The 15,908-nt window shown below is 61.4% G+C and carries 17 protein-coding genes, 1 pseudogene and 1 riboswitch; of the genes and pseudogenes, 11 read left to right on the top strand and 7 right to left on the bottom strand.

Annotation, left to right across the window (positions count from 1 at the left end; genetic code table 11):
- The first annotated feature begins 147 nt into the window (after nt 1–147).
- A riboswitch (TPP riboswitch) is annotated at nt 148–261 on the top strand.
- A 78-nt stretch (nt 262–339) separates the two neighbouring features.
- The 3 genes from ACEWE8_RS02655 (at nt 340) to ACEWE8_RS02645 (ending at nt 3,612) form a co-directional block, all read left to right on the top strand.
- Nucleotides 340–987, top strand: a complete 648-nt coding sequence (locus tag ACEWE8_RS02655; RefSeq protein ID WP_046786181.1) for a TenA family protein — start codon at nt 340–342, stop codon at nt 985–987.
- A 2-nt stretch (nt 988–989) separates the two neighbouring features.
- Nucleotides 990–1,649 carry a thiaminase II gene (tenA, locus tag ACEWE8_RS02650; protein ID WP_046786182.1) on the top strand — a complete coding sequence of 220 codons (660 nt, stop codon included), beginning with the start codon at nt 990–992 and terminating at the stop codon, nt 1,647–1,649.
- A 214-nt stretch (nt 1,650–1,863) separates the two neighbouring features.
- Nucleotides 1,864–3,612, top strand: coding sequence for a BCCT family transporter (locus tag ACEWE8_RS02645; RefSeq protein WP_046786183.1), 1,749 nt, complete (start codon nt 1,864–1,866; stop codon nt 3,610–3,612).
- A gap of 23 nt (nt 3,613–3,635) precedes the next feature.
- Here the strand turns inward: ACEWE8_RS02645 and ACEWE8_RS02640 are convergent, their stop codons facing one another.
- From ACEWE8_RS02640 to ACEWE8_RS02630, 3 genes are all read right to left on the bottom strand, one after another.
- Nucleotides 3,636–4,586: an ornithine cyclodeaminase family protein gene (locus ACEWE8_RS02640; RefSeq protein ID WP_046786184.1), complete on the bottom strand. Its 951-nt coding sequence runs from the start codon at nt 4,584–4,586 to the stop codon at nt 3,636–3,638.
- Nucleotides 4,583–5,575: a threonine/serine dehydratase gene (locus ACEWE8_RS02635; RefSeq protein ID WP_223255109.1), complete on the bottom strand. Its 993-nt coding sequence runs from the start codon at nt 5,573–5,575 to the stop codon at nt 4,583–4,585. Before ACEWE8_RS02635 ends, ACEWE8_RS02640 begins: the two co-directional genes overlap by 4 nt.
- A 61-nt stretch (nt 5,576–5,636) precedes the next feature.
- Entirely contained in the window at nt 5,637–6,251 is a 615-nt protein-coding gene (locus ACEWE8_RS02630) for a transcriptional regulator (protein WP_046786185.1), read from the bottom strand.
- A gap of 279 nt (nt 6,252–6,530) precedes the next feature.
- Here ACEWE8_RS02630 and ACEWE8_RS02625 point away from each other — a divergent pair, with 279 nt between their 5' ends.
- The gene (locus tag ACEWE8_RS02625) at nt 6,531–7,511 is read left to right on the top strand and encodes a DNA-binding protein (protein WP_046786186.1); all 981 of its coding nucleotides are present in this window, start codon (nt 6,531–6,533) and stop codon (nt 7,509–7,511) included.
- A 78-nt stretch (nt 7,512–7,589) separates the two neighbouring features.
- On the opposite strand, the gene ACEWE8_RS02620 is transcribed toward ACEWE8_RS02625, so the two are convergent.
- Together ACEWE8_RS02620 and ACEWE8_RS02615 are read right to left on the bottom strand one after the other, a co-directional pair.
- On the bottom strand, nt 7,590–7,841 hold the full coding sequence (locus ACEWE8_RS02620; RefSeq protein ID WP_046786187.1) for a hypothetical protein: 252 nt from the start codon (nt 7,839–7,841) through the stop codon (nt 7,590–7,592).
- 13 nt (nt 7,842–7,854) lie between these two features.
- Nucleotides 7,855–8,355: a DUF4142 domain-containing protein gene (locus tag ACEWE8_RS02615; RefSeq protein WP_046786188.1), complete on the bottom strand. Its 501-nt coding sequence runs from the start codon at nt 8,353–8,355 to the stop codon at nt 7,855–7,857.
- Between the two features lie 183 nt (nt 8,356–8,538).
- Here ACEWE8_RS02615 and ACEWE8_RS02610 point away from each other — a divergent pair, with 183 nt between their 5' ends.
- From ACEWE8_RS02610 to ACEWE8_RS02600, 3 genes are read left to right on the top strand one after another with little or no spacing between them, the layout of a single operon-like run.
- The gene (locus ACEWE8_RS02610; protein WP_046786189.1) at nt 8,539–8,781 is read left to right on the top strand and encodes a hypothetical protein; all 243 of its coding nucleotides are present in this window, start codon (nt 8,539–8,541) and stop codon (nt 8,779–8,781) included.
- Complete coding sequence (xth, locus tag ACEWE8_RS02605; RefSeq protein ID WP_046786190.1) at nt 8,778–9,572, top strand: exodeoxyribonuclease III; 795 nt, start codon at nt 8,778–8,780, stop codon at nt 9,570–9,572. The genes ACEWE8_RS02610 and xth overlap by 4 nt, the downstream gene beginning before the upstream one ends.
- A 42-nt stretch (nt 9,573–9,614) precedes the next feature.
- Complete coding sequence (locus ACEWE8_RS02600) at nt 9,615–11,183, top strand: sensor domain-containing diguanylate cyclase (protein WP_046786191.1); 1,569 nt, start codon at nt 9,615–9,617, stop codon at nt 11,181–11,183.
- A 12-nt stretch (nt 11,184–11,195) separates the two neighbouring features.
- Here ACEWE8_RS02600 and ACEWE8_RS02595 read toward each other — a convergent pair whose 3' ends face one another.
- The gene (locus tag ACEWE8_RS02595; RefSeq protein WP_046786192.1) at nt 11,196–11,909 is read right to left on the bottom strand and encodes an MgtC/SapB family protein; all 714 of its coding nucleotides are present in this window, start codon (nt 11,907–11,909) and stop codon (nt 11,196–11,198) included.
- Nucleotides 11,910–12,315: 406 nt separating this feature from the next.
- On the opposite strand from ACEWE8_RS02595, the gene ACEWE8_RS02590 reads away from it, so the two are divergent.
- Nucleotides 12,316–12,783 (top strand): sterol desaturase family protein, encoded by a 468-nt coding sequence (locus tag ACEWE8_RS02590; protein WP_046786193.1) that lies wholly within the window; start codon nt 12,316–12,318, stop codon nt 12,781–12,783.
- A gap of 5 nt (nt 12,784–12,788) precedes the next feature.
- Here the strand turns inward: ACEWE8_RS02590 and ACEWE8_RS02585 are convergent, their stop codons facing one another.
- Nucleotides 12,789–13,676: a bile acid:sodium symporter family protein gene (locus ACEWE8_RS02585; protein ID WP_046786194.1), complete on the bottom strand. Its 888-nt coding sequence runs from the start codon at nt 13,674–13,676 to the stop codon at nt 12,789–12,791.
- 191 nt (nt 13,677–13,867) lie between these two features.
- Here ACEWE8_RS02585 and ACEWE8_RS02580 point away from each other — a divergent pair, with 191 nt between their 5' ends.
- The 3 genes and pseudogenes from ACEWE8_RS02580 to ACEWE8_RS02570 form a co-directional block, all read left to right on the top strand.
- Complete coding sequence (locus tag ACEWE8_RS02580; RefSeq protein ID WP_161872749.1) at nt 13,868–14,749, top strand: Dyp-type peroxidase; 882 nt, start codon at nt 13,868–13,870, stop codon at nt 14,747–14,749.
- A gap of 89 nt (nt 14,750–14,838) precedes the next feature.
- A complete protein-coding gene (locus ACEWE8_RS02575) occupies nt 14,839–15,747 on the top strand; it encodes an aldo/keto reductase (protein WP_046786196.1) in 909 nt (302 codons plus the stop codon).
- A gap of 4 nt (nt 15,748–15,751) precedes the next feature.
- Nucleotides 15,752–15,908, top strand: a pseudogene (locus tag ACEWE8_RS02570) (MFS transporter); the annotation flags it as partial.

Genomic DNA, 15,908 nt, shown 5'->3' with positions numbered 1-15,908 from the left:
ATGACTGGTGGCTATTGGCCTCTATGATTTTCCCTGTTGCGCGTTGGCGTTTGCAGCCAAGCCATTCGGGCTGACTGTGCGAGCCAGAATGGCTCCAGCCCAGGCGTTTTGCCTCGTGACAATGCCCTTGAAGGTGCGGTATACCTGCTCACCACCAAGGGGAGCCCGGCAACGGGCTGAGAAACCGCTGGCATTGCAGCGCGGTGACCCTTAGAACCTGATCCGGATCATGCCGGCGAAGGGATGGGACTGCCGACCTGCCTTTTTGCCGGCCTCACTGCGAGGCCGCTCCATGCCCCACCGTAACGGCCTCGCTGTCACCCTATGGAGGGCAGCATCATGACTGAACGTTTTTCCCAAACCTTGCGCCGCCAGAACGAGGCGACCTGGTCGGCTGCAGTCGGCCACCGCTTCGTCACTGAACTGTGCAACGGCAGTGTGGCGGACCCGGTCATGGTCCGCTACCTGGTACAGGACCACCGTTTTCTCGACAGCTTCCTGACCTTGCTCGGCGCCGCCATCGCCACTGCCGATACCTTCGAGGCACGCCTGCGTTTCGGCCGTTTTGCCGGGATGATCAGTAGCGATGAAAATACCTATTTCCTGCGTGCCTTCCAGGCGCTGGATGTAAGCCCGCAGCAGCGCGCCGAACTCAAGGACACCGTGCCGACCGCAGGCTTCAAGGCCATCCTGCGCGAAGCCGCAGCGACCCGTTCCTATGCGGCGGCGCTGGCAGTGCTCAACGTTGCCGAAGGCCTGTATCTGGATTGGGCGCTGAAGGCACCAAAACCAATGCCGGACAACTTCGTCCACGCCGAGTGGATCACCCTGCATGACAACGCGGCATTCCAGGACTTCGTCGCCTTCCTCCAGGCCGAACTGGACCGCGTAGGCCCGCAGGAGCCGGCACTGGCCAGTGACTTCTACCAGCGCACCGTGGCGCTTGAGCTGGCCTTCTTCGACGCCATCTACGATCAAAAGGCCTGAGCATGGATATCTTCGAGCGCCTGAAGGCCGCCACTGCGCCCCAGTGGTCGAGCTATGTAGACCACGCCTTCGTTCGGCAGATGGGTGAGGGCACTTTGAGCGAAGACGCGTTCCGGACTTACCTGGTGCAGGACTACCTGTTCCTCATCCAGTTCGCCCGTGCCTGGGCGCTTGCTGCTTATAAAAGCAGGCTGCCGGCCGACATCCGCGCGGCTCAGGCTGGCCTGGCTGCCATCCTCGACGAAACCGAACTGCACCTGCGCCTGTGTGCCCGCTGGGGGTTGTCGCAGGCCGATATCGAGGCCGCGCCGGAGCACCAGGCCACGGTCGCCTACACCCGTTACGTGCTTGATTGCGGCGCCGCCGGTGACCTGCTCGAACTGCATGTGGCGTTGGCGCCCTGCGTGATCGGCTACGCCGAAATCGGCCGCACGCTGGCTGCGCACATCGGTGACCTGAGTGATCACCCTTACCGTGAGTGGATTGGCGAATACGCCGGCGAGGGTTACCAGAGCGTGGCATCCGCAGCACGCAAGCACCTTGATGAACTGGCAGCGCGCAGCATGACCGAGCAACGGTTCGTGGAACTGGCGGCAATTTTTGGCCAGGCTTCGCGGCTGGAGGCCGACTTCTGGCAGATGGGGCTGGATGGGGCTGCCTGAGCCAGTTCAGGTTTTGTGCCGGTTCAATCGGGGCCGGCACAATGTGACCGGCAGGTCGTTCAGAGGATGTGCCAGGACGGTCCTGGAATAGGGGCTACTGTTTCGGTCACAGGATAATCACGGGGCCTTCAGCGCGGCCGCCCCGGTTATTGCGCAGGCATCGCTAGCAATTACAACAACAAAAGCCTGCAGCAAAACTGAAAAGGGCCCATCGATGGCAACGCAAGAGAACGTTGAAACACCGCCGCTCGGCGTCACCGACCCGTCCAAGACTGCTGAGGCCAGGCAGGACCGCCACCTTGAAGGCAAGCTCGACTGGACGGTGTTCGGCGTCACCAGCCTGCTGGCGATCGCCTTCATCACCTGGGGTGTTGTCAACCAAGCCAGCCTCGCCGCGAGCGCTACCTCTGCGCAATCCTGGGTCATCGTCAACTTCGGCTGGTTTTTCGTCCTGACCTCTACCGTGTTCGTCATCTTCGTGCTGTGGCTGGCTGCCAGCCGCTACGGCAGAATCCCGCTGGGGCGCGACGGCGAAGCACCGGAATTTCGCACGGTCTCCTGGGTTGCCATGATGTTCAGCGCGGGCATGGGCATCGGCCTGATGTTCTTCGGCGTCGCCGAACCGCTGTCACACTACGTTTCACCACCGCCCGGCACTGCCGCTGGCCAATCTGACGAGGCACTGCAGGTGGCGATGGCGACCACGCTGTTCCACTGGTCGCTGCACCCTTGGGCGATGTACGCCATCGTCGGCCTGGCAATCGCTTATGGCACGTTCCGCCGTGGCCGCTCGCAGTTGATTTCCACCGCGTTCCGGCCCTTGATCGGCAAGCATGCCAACGGCCCTGTCGGGCGGGTGATCGACATGATGGCCATCTTCGCCACCCTGTTCGGTTCAGCGGCTTCGCTGGGGCTCGGCGCCCTGCAGATTGCGGGTGGGCTGGAATACAACGGCTGGATCGATCACCCGGGCAAGCTGTTCTACATCGCCATCATCACCTTGCTGACCATTGCCTTCGTCGCTTCGGCCGTGTCCGGCATCGGCAAAGGTATTCAGTGGCTGTCCAATACCAACATGGTGCTGGCCTTGGCACTGGCGCTGTTCGTCTTCCTGGTAGGGCCGACGCTGTTGATGCTCAACCTGTTGCCAACATCGATCGGGGTCTACATCAAGTTACTGCCCGAGATGATGGCGCGTACCAGCGCCAGTGGCGGTGATGCGATGGACAGCTGGCTGGCCGGCTGGACCGTGTTCTACTGGGCCTGGTGGATTTCCTGGACGCCCTTTGTCGGCATGTTCATCGCTCGCATCAGCCGCGGGCGCAGCATCCGCCAGTTCGTCAGCGGCGTGTTGCTGGTACCAGGCCTGGTCAGCCTGGTGTGGTTCAGCGTTTTCGGCGGCGCCGGCATCGATGCACTGCGCGAAGGCAGTTTCGCTCTCATCGACGGTGCAGTGAACAGCAACCATGCCCTGTATCAGTTGCTCGACAGCTACCCCTGGGCTTGGGGCACTTCGGTGCTGGTCATGATCCTGGTGGCGATCTTCTTCGTCTCCGGGGCCGATGCAGCATCGCTGGTGATGGGTACCTTGTCCGAGCACGGCACCACGCAACCGTCCCGTGCGACAGTGATTTTCTGGGGGGCACTGACCGGCACCGTCGCGGCCATCATGCTCGCGCTGGGTGACCCCGGTAACCCCGGGGAGGCGCTTACAGGCCTGCAGAACCTGACCATCGTCGTGGCCTTGCCGTTTGTGGTGATCATGGTGCTGCTGTGCCTGGCGCTGTACCGTGACCTGCGCAAGGACCCGATGATGCTACGCCACCTGCGCGGCAGCGAGCTGATCGAAAAGGCGGTGCTGTACGGCGCCGTCAAGCACGGCGAGGAGTTCTACATCGTGGTGCAAGAGAAGAAATCCTCGCTCAAGCCGGCCTCCAGGAAGGCCCAGGTGACGGAGCCATGATTGACCGGGATCGGCTACGTACATCAACCCGCGGTGAGGGACGCCAACACGCAGCTTGAGATCTGCGCGTCCTGCACGGCAACCCCGGTCAGGTCGGCCAGCGTGATCTGTTCGTCATGCTCACGGCCGGTGGCGCGGCCCTCAAGCAGGGCACCAAGCTCGGCCAGTTGCTGCTCCTTGATCAGGCCGGCCTTCAGCGCATGGGAGACTTCGCCGTACTGGCTGCACTGGTAGAGGGAGTCGACGATGATAAGGTCGGCCCGTGCAACCAGCGCGGGGTCGAGCTCCTGCTTGCCCGGCGCATCGGCGCCAACGGCGGTGATATGGGTGCCAGGTTGCAGCCATTCACGCTGCAACAGCGGCTCACGTGAAGGTGTTGCGCAGACGATCAGGTTGGCGGCGCGTGCAACCTCTTCGGCGTTACGCGTTACCCGCACCTCATAACCCAGGCCGTTGGCGAAGGCTTTGTAGGCAGCCAGTTCAGCATCACCGCGCCCCCACACCACCACGCTGCGACAGGGGGTGACTGCACCCAGTTGCTCCAGCTGCATGCGCGCTTGGGTGCCGGTGCCCAGAATACCAATCGCTTTCACGGTGGCAGGGGCCAGCAGGCGGGCGGCGATGCGCCCGGCCAGCGCAGTGCGGATGCAGGTCAGCCAGCCCTCATCCTGCAACAAGGCAAGGGGTTGCCCGGTACTGGCCGAGGCCACCAGCATCAAGCCATCGTTGCTTGGCAGCCCCTTTGATGGATTGTCGTAAAAGCCGGTCGACAGCTTCACCGTGAACGTGGCGCTACCCTCGACATGCGCTGACTTGATACAGCAGTCACCGTTGGCCTGGGGGAAAGCGAATGCCTGTACCGGTGGCACCTGGACCTTGCCTTGGGAGAACGCGATGAAACCTTGCTCCAGGCATTGCACTGCCAGCTCCATATCGAGCCGGGCGGTGATCTGTTGCTTGCTGAACACTTTCATTGAACAGCCTCGAGGAATTTATCGAGCACGATGTTGCGACCGCAAATGACGACCGCGACGCGCTTGCCGCGGTATGCCTTGGCCATCTTCTGCATGCCGGCCACCGCCACACCGGCAGCACCCTCGATGATCCAGCGCTCATGGTTGGCGACATCGCGCATCGCCGCCTTTATCTCTTCTTCGCTGACCAGCACGGTACGCGACAGCAGCGTCTGGCAGAGGGGGAAGGTGATGCAGCCTGGCTCGACCCCACCGGCTGTGCCGTCGGAGATCGTGTCCTGCTCTTGCATGTCGATGATTTCCCCGGCTTCGAGCGAGCGCTGCAGGGTAGGGGCATTCGCCGGCCAGCAGCCAATGATCTCGATGCCCGGGTTGAGAGCCCGCAGTGCCGCGCCGATACCCGAAACCATGCCGCCGCCGCCGACCGCCACGAACACTGCGTCCAGGTCCGGTGCCTGCTCAAAGAGCTCCATCCCGATGGTGCCTTGGCCGGCGATCACTTCAAGGTCGTTGTAAGGCGATACAAAAGGCTTGCCTTGGAGGGCAGCCTGGCGCGCCGCTTCCAGTTCCACACCCAAAGGGTCCAGGTCGAGGCTTACCACTTCGGCGCCGAGCGCGCGAATTGCACCCAGCTTGTAGGCAGACGCCGAAGTGGTGGTGTAAACGGTGACTGGCACTCCCATCACCTTGCCAGCAAGCGCAAGCGCTTGCCCATGGTTGCCGGAGGAGGCCGTGATGACGCCCAGTTTGCGCTGCTCGGCTGGCAGCAGGCGAAGCTTGTTACTGGCACCGCGGAATTTGAACGAACCTGTGTGTTGCAGGTGCTCGCATTTCAGATACACGCTGCATTCGGTCATTGCCGAAAGCCCGACGCTGAAATTGAGCGGGGTGACATTCACCTCAGGGCGCAGTGCCTGGTGTGCATCAGCGATCGCTTGGTAGAGGGAAGACAGGTTCGTGGCATCGGCAGGCATCGTGGCAGTGTCCATTCGTAGATTTGCGCTCCACAATAGACTCAATATCCATAAACGACAAGCGCTGACCATTCATTCAGGCGGGGTGGTCCCTCAGTTCCTTGAGGTACTTGTAAACAGTCGCTCGGCCCATGCTCAGCACATTGGCGACATAGTCCGCCCCGCTGCGCCCCTCGAATGCCCCTTCGGTATGCAGCGCCTCCACCAACGCGCGCTTTTCTTTCATCTTCAGCGTTCGCAGCGACAAGTTGCGCTCCTTCAGCCAAGCGTGCAGGAAGGTATTGATGCGTTCCTGCCAGTCATCCTTGAACAGCGCATCGGGCTGCGGCACCAGGCGGCTTATCTGGAAAAACGCATCCAGCGCCTCGCGTGCCTGTTCCAGTACCGAGAAATTCAGGTTGATGCAAAGCAGGTGTTCGGCTTCACCGTTCTGGTTGTAAAGCACCGTGGTAATGGAGCGGATCTTTTGGCCGTTCCAGTTGAGCTTTTCGTAAGGGCCGAGCTTGGCGGCGTTGCGAAAATCGCCCAGCTCCAGGTCCAGTGCCGAGTCATCGCCAATCTTGCGTTTGGAAAAATTATTGGCGATGTGCACGACCGTCTGACTTTGTACCTCGTGGACGATCACTTCGGCGTGGGGGAAGAGCAGCAGCGCGATGCTGTCGGCGATTGCCTTGTAGTTTTCGATGTTCATCTTGAGCCGGGCGTGGGTACTTGATTTGGCAGATAGCCGTTTTGTCCATGGTGGACTCAAGCGCTATCCAACTTCAAGGCACCTTCAGGAATCACTTTTCAGCACCTTTCGTACTGCCAGTTCAGCGCCAGCCCACTTAAAACCCGCTTCGCACTCCCTCTCATGCGATAAGCCGTGATTATTACGCCTTAGAAATACCTTGAGTCAGCGTCTTAAAAAAGACAAAATTCATACGTAAATACATGGTACGTACCATGACATGAAATAGTAGGAGCAATCATGGCCCGGGGCGGAATAAACAAGGCGGTAGTGCAGCAGGCAAGGCAAGTGCTGATAGCCCGGGGCGAGTACCCCAGCATCGATGCTGTACGTATCGAACTGGGCAATACGGGCTCCAAAACCACCATTCATCGTTACCTGAAAGAGCTGGAAGGCCAAAAGCCTGCGGCGCTTCAAGGCGCGCCGGCACTGAGCGATACACTGGCCAAGCTGGTCGCGCAGCTGGCAGAGCAGCTTCAGGAAGAGGCCGATGCGCGTATCGAACAAATTGAAGCGACCTTCAAAGAGCAACAGGAGCAGCTCCAGAGCCAGCTGCAACTGGCTCAGCAGGCGTTGGCCGCAGCGCATCAGCAACAACAGATCCAGGCCGCAGCGCTGGCCGCCGAGTCGGAGCGGCTCAGTGCCACCCAGAGCACGCTGCAAGCCGAGCAATTGCGTGGCGCCAGCCTGAACCAGTCGCTGGGTGAACTGCAGCTGCGTTTGGCCGACAAGGACGAACAGGTGCGCTCGCTGGAAGAAAAACATCAGCATGCAAGGGATGCTCTGGAACATTACCGAAGCGCCAGCCGCGAGCAGCGCGAGCAGGACCTGCGTCGCCATGAGGCACAGGTGCAACAGTTGCAGCTCGAACTGCGCCAGCTTCAACAAGGCATGATCGTCAAGCAGGATGAACTGACGCGCCTGCATCGGGACAACGAACGATTGCTTGGCGAGCACCGCCAGGCCAGCAGCGAGCGCAAGGCGCTGGACGAATTGCTGGAGCAGCGTGATACGCAGATCCAGGGCTTGCGCACGATCCTGGCGCAAGCGCAGGGGGCCAGTGACGAAATGCGCAGGCAATTGCAGGCGCAGGGCCAAAGCCTGGAAGACAAACGTGCGCTTTGTGCAGAGCAGGGCAGGCAATTGCAGTTTCTGGAAGAGGAACTGCTCAGGCGCGATGAAGCGCTGAAGGTGCTTCGGGAGGGTCAAACCACACGCTAAAAGAAGCGTTGCGGGTTTCGGCAAGCCGGCTCCCGCAACGCACGCTCAAAGGATCGAAAGATGGGGCGCTAGAGTTGGTTAGCCTTCCACCCGCTTGGCAGCCTCGACACCCGCAGCAGAAAGCTTGATCGGATAGCTGACGCTGAACTGCTGGTTACTGTCGACCGTTACGCTGCCATCGTGGATCAGGCCATGTTCCTGCAGCGTCTTGAGTGCATCGGCAACGGCATTTTCACCGCGGTAATTGTCCAGCACTTCCTTGCCCAAGCCCTGTGGGTGGGCGTGCAGCAGACGCGTCAGTATTTCGCTACGCAAAGTATCGTTAGTCATGTGTGTCCTCCGATCACTTGCCATGCTTGGCCTGGAGCGCTTTGGCCTGCTCCAGGTGCTTCTCGAGCGTTGGCAGGGTTTCACTGGCGAAAGCCTTCAGTTCCGGCTTGTCAGACGATGCGGCTTCCTTCTTGAACAGCTCCACGGTTTTTTCGTGGGCATCGACCTGGTTGTTGACATAGGACTTGTCGAACGACTCCTCGCGCCATTCGAGGATCATTTTCTTGACCTTGTCGGTCAGCGCCGCTTCATCGGGCACGCTGATGTCCAGCTTGCGGGCGATGTCGCCGAGTTGCTGGTTGGCTTTGGTGTGATCGGTGACCACATGCTGGGCGAAGGTCTTGATGTCGGCGTTCTGGCTCTTTTCCAGGGCCAGATTACCGGTGACCACCTCGGCGATACCAGCCTCTGTGGCTGCATCGACGAAGTCATCGGAGGAAGCCGCCAGTGCCTGCAGCGATGCCATGCCCAGCACCAGCGACAGACCTGCGCGTTTTATGAACAGATTGCTCATGTTTCACTCCTTGCTATCGGTGGCGCGACCTCAGTGTCGCGTACGGTTGAGCCTGGGGCGTGGGTATAGGTTTAATTTTTTTCAGGCCTTTTTGTCAGGCAAGGTGACCACCGCGACCCCAAGGTTGAACGATGCGCAGCAGTTGCGCTCACACATTCAAAGGTTGCCGCGAAGGAGCAGGGCATGAGCATCGAACGCAGCATTCCCGAACTTGAGGCCTGGTACGCGCAATATGACGATGGCAGCTACCGCCGCGAGTCCCCGGATGCCTATCATCACGAACTGCTGCGCACCGCCCAAGCGCTGCGCGATGACGGGGCCATCGACTGGGATGACTGGCTGGCCCTCAAGTCTCTGGCAGACGAGGCCCATGTGGGGGCGCTGCAGGAGGCGGTACAAAGCCATGTGGATGACCCTGGCACATGAAGCCATTGCGCATCGCCACGTTCAACATCAACGGCATCGGCAGCCGGCTGCCGGCGCTGCTCGCCTGGCTGGAGCGGGAAAAGCCCGATGTCGCCTGCCTTCAGGAGCTCAAGGCAGCCGACACGAAGTTTCCCCGTGAGGCCATCGAAGCGGCAGGCTATGGCTGCCTGTACATGGGGCAGCCCTCGTGGAACGGGGTGGCCATCCTGGCGCGCGACTGCCAGCCGCTGGAAGTCCGGCGCGGCCTGCCAGGCATGGAAGGTGACAGCCAGAGCCGCTATCTGGAAGCCGCGGTACAAGGCGTGCTGGTAGGTTGCCTGTACCTGCCTAATGGCAACCCGCAACCGGGGCCGAAATTCGAGTACAAACTGCGCTGGTTCGAATGCCTGGTAGCGCATGCGCGCGACTTGCTGGGCCGTGGCCATCCTACTGTGCTGGCCGGTGATTTCAATGTCGTGCCGACTGACTTCGACATCTACAACCCCAAATCCTGGCTCAAGGATGCTTTGCTTCAACCCGAGTCCCGCAACTGCTACCAGGCCTTGCTCGAGCAGGGCTGGACCGATGCCATTCGCCAGCTGTATCCCGATGAGCGCATCTACACCTTTTGGGACTACTTCCGTAATCACTGGGCACGCAATGCCGGATTGCGTATCGACCACCTGTTGCTCAGCCCGGACATCGCTTCGCACCTAAAGGCCGGCGGCGTAGACGCGTGGGTGCGCAACGAGCCCAAGCCCAGCGACCATGCACCGGCATGGATCGAACTGGGTACGCGAAAGCAGCAGTGATCTATAGTGACAGGCGGCAAACGCTTGAGGGCAAGGACTTCCATGGGTGCGGCCGGTAAGCACGACGAAGACGGGCTATTCACCGTAACCGGTGAAGGGCGCGCCGTGGCGCTGTTTCGCCTGGTGCTGTCGTTCATGGCGGTTGTGCTGCTGACCTTCGTGTCTATCGAAGGGTGGCGGATCTGGCGCGACTACAGGCAAGCTTTCACCAATGCCGAAAACATGGTCAGCAACCTGGCCAGGGCTACGGCGCAGCACGCCGAAGATGCCATTCGCCAAGTGGACGCGATTACCGCTGTGCTGGCGGAGCGCCTTGAAGGCGATGGTTTCGATCATCTCGATCGCACACGCTTGCACGCCCTGTTGGCACAACAGAAAACGATCATGCCGCAACTGCACGGTTTGTTCGTGTACGGGCCCGATGGCAGCTGGATCGTCACCGACCAGGCTTCCATCCCCGCAAAGGCCAACAATGCCGACCGTGACTACTTCGCTTACCACCAGGCCCACACTGACCGTGAGGTGCGTATCGGTTCGGTGGTACGCAGCCGCTCCACCGGTGACCTGATCATTCCAATCTCGCGCAGGCTGGAGAATCGCGATGGCAGCTTTGCCGGGGTGTTGCTTGGCACCATCAAGGTGGACTGGTTCGTGCGCTATTACGGTGATTTCAAGATCGACGAGCGAGGCGCCCTGGTGCTGGCCAAGCGAGACGGCACCATCCTGGTACGGCGGCCGTTCGTGGAACACGTAGTCGGCCACAGCCTGGCAAACAGCGAAGTCTTCCGACATCACCTGCCTCATGCGAGCGAAGGGCTGGTTGAAGCGGTGGCGGTCGTTGATGGTACGCCCCGCCTGTACGCCTATCGCGCCCTGGCGCGATATCCATTGGTGGTAGAGGCGGGCTTGTCGCGTGAGTCGATCATTGCGCCCTGGCGGCACGATGTCATCAAGTCAGCCGCGATCCTGCTGCTTTTGCTGGTTGGATTGAGTGGCTTCGGCTGGGTGGTATTGCGCCAATTGCGTGAGCGGATCGCTATCGAAAGGGCGCTGCACCAGGCCCACCAGACCCTCAGGTCGCTGGCCCTGACCGACAGCCTGACCGGGCTGGGCAACCGCCGCAGGCTGGATGCGGTGCTGGATGCGGAAATCCGCCGGGCTCGGCGGCTGGGGCATGCGGTGGCGCTGGTGATGGTCGATCTTGATTTCTTCAAGCTGTACAACGACCGCTATGGCCACCCTGCGGGGGATCAATGCTTGCGCCGCTTTGCCGAATTGCTGCAGCAGGTGTTGAAGCGCCCGGCGGATCTGGCGGTGCGGTACGGTGGCGAGGAGTTCACGGTTTTACTTCCTGACACTGACGTACAGGGCGCCGAACAGGTGGTCGCAGAAATTCTGCAACTGTTGCGCCGCCTGATGATCGAGCATGCCGGCAGCCCGCTAGGCCGTGTATCTGCCAGTGCCGGGATTGCTGTGGGGCATCCGGCAGTGGACGCAAGCAGCCCCGAAAGCCTGATGTCTGCGGCTGACGGGGCGTTGTACCAGGCCAAGCGCCAAGGGCGCGATGGCTATGCCGTTGCCGGTGGCATGGCGATGAGTGCCGGTAACTAAGCCAGGACGCGCTCAATCGGTGGCCATGACTTGTGCCTGTAGCTGCCAGCGTACCGAACTGACGCCTTTTTCCAGGCTTACCCGGCTGACCAGGCGCTCCAGTTGTGCCGGTGCCTGTGGGTTACCGAGCAACTCTGCACGTACTTCCAGGCGCGCGGGGTTGGGCAAGTCTTCGCTGTGCAGCGACTGCAGGCGCAGTTCCGGGTCGCCCAGGCTGTGCAGCATCAGGCTGCGTACCTGAATTTCATCTTCGGCACGGCAAACCACGCGCACCTCGAAGCGTTGTTCGGCCTCGCTGGCCGGCACCACGCCCTGGCGGTCCAGGCGTTGGGCGATATCGCGCAGCAGTATGTTGGCACACAGCACCACCAGGCTACCCAGCGTGGCCTCCAGCAGCAGGCCAAGGCTGCACAGCACACCAACAGCCGCCGTGCACCACAGTGTGGCTGCAGTGTTCAGGCCGCGCACCGTGAAACCGTCGCGCATGATCACACCGCCCCCCAGAAAGCCGATCCCCGATACCACATAGGCGGCAACCCTTGAGGCATCGGTGGGGGCCATACCCGGTACTGCCTGGGTCATCAGCACGAACAGGCAGGCGCCAGTGCTGACCAGCGCATTGGTGCGCAGCCCGGTCAGGCGCTGGCGCAATTGGCGCTCGGCACCGATCAGGGCGCCGAGCAGCAAGGCGATGCTGACACGCAGCAGAAATACTTTCCAATCCATAGCGAACCTCTTGCGCGGGCACATGCCCGCTCTGACGCCAACGAAAATGGCGCGGCTTAAAAACCAGAAATGCGCAGGACCACAAGAGGAGGAACGAGGAGGGCTCAAGCTGCAGGGGCTGAGAAATCCACCGTCTGGCCAATAGCGAGACAGTGGCAGGAAGCTGCCGGACTAGCTCGCCGTGTGGGCCTGTCGCAAGCGACTGGGGCTACTGTCCAATGCAGGACTCCTGTTCAGGGATGCGAAATTGCGGGTGGACCATACGCCGCAGCTTGTACAGGGTCAAGGGCGAAAACATGACAATGGCTTCATAAGGAAATGCCCTACAGCAAGTCACGGCCGCATGGAAAAAAACACCGGTACTCGTTACCCTTGCGCCACTTTTAGTCATCCCCCGGACCGTTACATGCTGCTCAATTTTGTTGTGCTGATCGGCACTCTGGTGGCCATGGAAGGTGTCGGCACGCTGGCACACAAGTACATCATGCATGGCTGGGGCTGGTGGCTGCACCGTTCGCACCATGAGCCCCAGCTGGGCATGCTGGAAACCAACGACCTCTATCTGCTGGCCCTGGGCATCATCGCTGCGGTATTGGTGGCCCTGGGCAAGGCCGGGCACGCACCGTTGCAGTGGGTGGGCGGCGGTGTGGCGAGTTACGGAGTATTGTACGTGCTGGCCCACGACGGGTTTTTCCATCGGCATTGGCCGCGCAAGTCGCGGCCGATCAACCGCTACCTCAAGCACCTGCATCGTGCCCATCGCCTGCACCATGCGGTCAAGGGGCGCACGGGCAGCGTGTCGTTCGGCTTTTTCTACGCACCTCCCCTCAAGGTGCTCAAACGCCAGTTACAGGCCCGGCGCAATCGCCGCTGAAGGCGTCAATTCACAGTTTCGCCCTGCACTGTGCCATGGCCACGGCTGACCCACCAGCCAAACCCCGCCGCCGTGAAAAACATGATCAGACTATAGAGCGCCGCTGGCACCGCCATGGTGGCGTTGTTCAGCAGCGATGGGCTCAAGGCGACGGCGATCGCCAGTGTGCCATTGTGGATACCGATCTCCATGCCGATGGCAATGGCCTGGCGCTTGGGAATGCTCAACAGGCGCGGCACCCAGTAGCCGACGGCCAGGCTGATCACGTTGAACAGCAATGCAGCCAGGCCAACCACCGGGGCGTACGCAACCACGGTCTGCCAATCCTTGGCCAGGGCCAGCACAATGGTGAATGCCAGAAACAGTGCTGCCACCAGTTTCATGGGCTTTTCCATGCGTGAGGCAAAGCCTGGCGCCCAGCGGCGGATCATCATGCCCAGGGCAACCGGCAGCAGGACGATGGCGAACACCTGCATGACCTTGGCAAATTGCAGCGGGATGGCCTGGTCTGACGCCATGAACCACATCAGCGACAGGTTGACCAGCAACGGCATGGTCAGAATGGCGATCAGGGAGTTGACCGCGGTGAGGGTAATATTCAAGGCCACGTCACCATGGGCCAGGTGGCTGAACAGGTTGGCGGTGGTGCCGCCCGGGGACGCGGCCAGCAGCATCAGGCCGACCGCCAGGGCCGCTTCCAGCCCAAGACCGTTGGCGATCAGGAAACACACCAACGGCAGTAGAAGAATCTGGCAGGCCAGGCCGATGACCACCGGCTTTGGGTACTTCACCACGCGAGCGAAGTCGGCCAATGTGAGCGACAAACCCAGGCCAAGCATGATGATGCCCAGGGCCAAAGGCAGGAAGGCGGTAAGCAAGGGCGAGGCGGTCATGGCGGCTACTCGGGCAAGGGATCAAGCCAGTCTAGGCTCGGCCTGAACGATCGCTAATTGCAATGAGCCACCACTTGGTAACCTTTTGTTACGGCAGCGCCACGATGCCAGCTGGCAAGTGACTGCATCGCGCGTTGCGACGGGCCGCTGCGCGCAGTAGCATTCGCGCTTTTACCGAGGATTCGCCTGTCATGCCGTTCCAGCAAGGTCTGCTTGCCACCCCGGTGCCGGCCCAAGCCCGCCACCTGTTCTTCACGCTACAATCGCCCGAGGCACTGCCAGCAGCCCTGGATGCGCTGCTGCCCCATGTGGATGGCCAGCGCCTGATCGTGGGGGTAGGCGCGCCTCTGGCAAAGGCCTTGGGCCGTGAAGTGCCTGGCCTGCGCGCATTCCCTCAGTTGGATGCAGCGGTGGAAAACCCGAGCACCCAGCATGCCTTGTGGCTGTGGCTGCGTGGCAACGAGCGTGGTGACCTGCTGCTGCAGGCCCAGGCGTTGGAGCAGGCCTTGGCACCGGCACTGCGCCTGGCCGACAGCATCGACGGCTTCCTGCACCGTGGCGGCCATGACCTGACTGGTTACGAGGACGGTACTGAAAACCCGGTTGATCAGGATGCCGTCGACGCGGCGATTGTCGCGGGCGAGCAGCCGGGCCTGGCAGGCTCCAGTTTTGCTGCTTTCCAGTTGTGGAAGCATGACTTGGGGTACTTCAAGTCGCTGCCCCAGGCAGACCAGGACAACATCATGGGCCGTCGCCTGAGCGATAACGAAGAGCTCGACGATGCGCCAGCCTCAGCCCACGTCAAGCGCACTGCCCAGGAAAGCTTCGCACCTGAGGCATTCATGGTGCGTCGCTCCGTGTCCTGGGCCGACCACCGTGGCGCAGGCCTGGCGTTTGTCGCTTTGGGTCGAAGCTTCGATGCCTTCGAAGTGCAACTGCGGCGTATGAGCGGGCTGGAAGACGGCATTATCGATGGCCTGTACCGCTTCAGCCGGCCGCTGACGGGTGGTTACTACTGGTGCCCACCGATGACCGACGTCGGCCTGGACCTGAGCCTTCTGCTGAAGGCCTGAACACTAAACATCCAGAAACAGAATCACCTGCAATCGGGGGGTAGGGCGACTAGCCTTGAAAGTTTCCGACTTATGACGGGAGCTTTGCCATGTATGCACGTCGCGATGTCCTACGCGCCAGCGCGGCTTTGGGGCTGTTGGCCAGCAGCCCTTGGTTGCGGGCTGCGCCCAGCACTGGCTTGCTGACCCGCAAGGTGCCGTCCACAGGCGAGGCCTTGCCGGTCATTGGCGCAGGTACCTCCGGCAGTTTCGAAGTCGAGGCCGGCTCGGCCGATTACCAGCAGCTGAAGGCCGTACTGAAGGCGTTTTTCGAGGGCGGCGGCAAAGTCATCGACACCTCGCCCAACTATGGCGGGGCAGACCGTATTCTTGGCCAATTGCTGGAGGAGGGGGGCTGGCACCAGCAGTGCTTCATCGCCACCAAAATCGCGGCCGACAGCCGGGCCGACGCCGAGGCACAATGGGCGGGTACCCTGAAAAGCCTACGCACTGACAAGGTCGACCTGCTGCAGATCCACAACCTGCGAGACTGGAAGACACAGTTGCCCTATGCCCGCGAACTCAAGCAGCAGGGCAAGACCCGCTACATAGGCATTACCCATTACCTGAACAGCGGTCATGACGAAGTCGCCCGCCTGGTGCGCAGCGAACCGCTGGACTTCATCCAGATCAACTATTCGGTCAACGCGCCGCAAGCGGCAAGTGAGTTGTTGCCGTTGTGCCAGGACAAGGGCGTGGCGGTGCTGATCAACCGCGCATTCGATGACGGCCGTCTGTTCGCCAAGGTCAAGGACAAACCACTGCCTGCCTGGGCCGCAGAAGCGGGAGTCAGCAGTTGGGCCCAAGTGTTCCTCAAGTTCGCCTTCAGCCATCCGGCTGTTACAACGGTCATCCCGGCAACCGGCCGTCCTGACCGCCAACTCGATCAGCTTAAGGCCGGCCACGAGCCTTTGTTCACCCAGGCGCAGCAGAAAGCGCTGATCGAGCAGTTCGCCTGACACCATGGCCAGCTGGCGCAAGGGGCTGGACCAAGGGTTGAACATCCAGCCCGGCGAGGGGCCGGCTGTGGCCGGCGGTCTGGCGTTGTTCTACCTGCTGTTCACCGGTTACTTCATGCTGCGCCCGGTGCGCGAGACCATGGGCGTGGCAGGGGGCGTGG

The sequence above is a fragment of the Pseudomonas sp. TR47 genome, assembly GCF_044143025.1.
Lineage (GTDB): Bacteria > Pseudomonadota > Gammaproteobacteria > Pseudomonadales > Pseudomonadaceae > Aquipseudomonas > Aquipseudomonas putida_E.
Note: the sequence above shows the minus strand (reverse complement) of the source record. Positions and strands in the feature narration are given on the sequence as shown.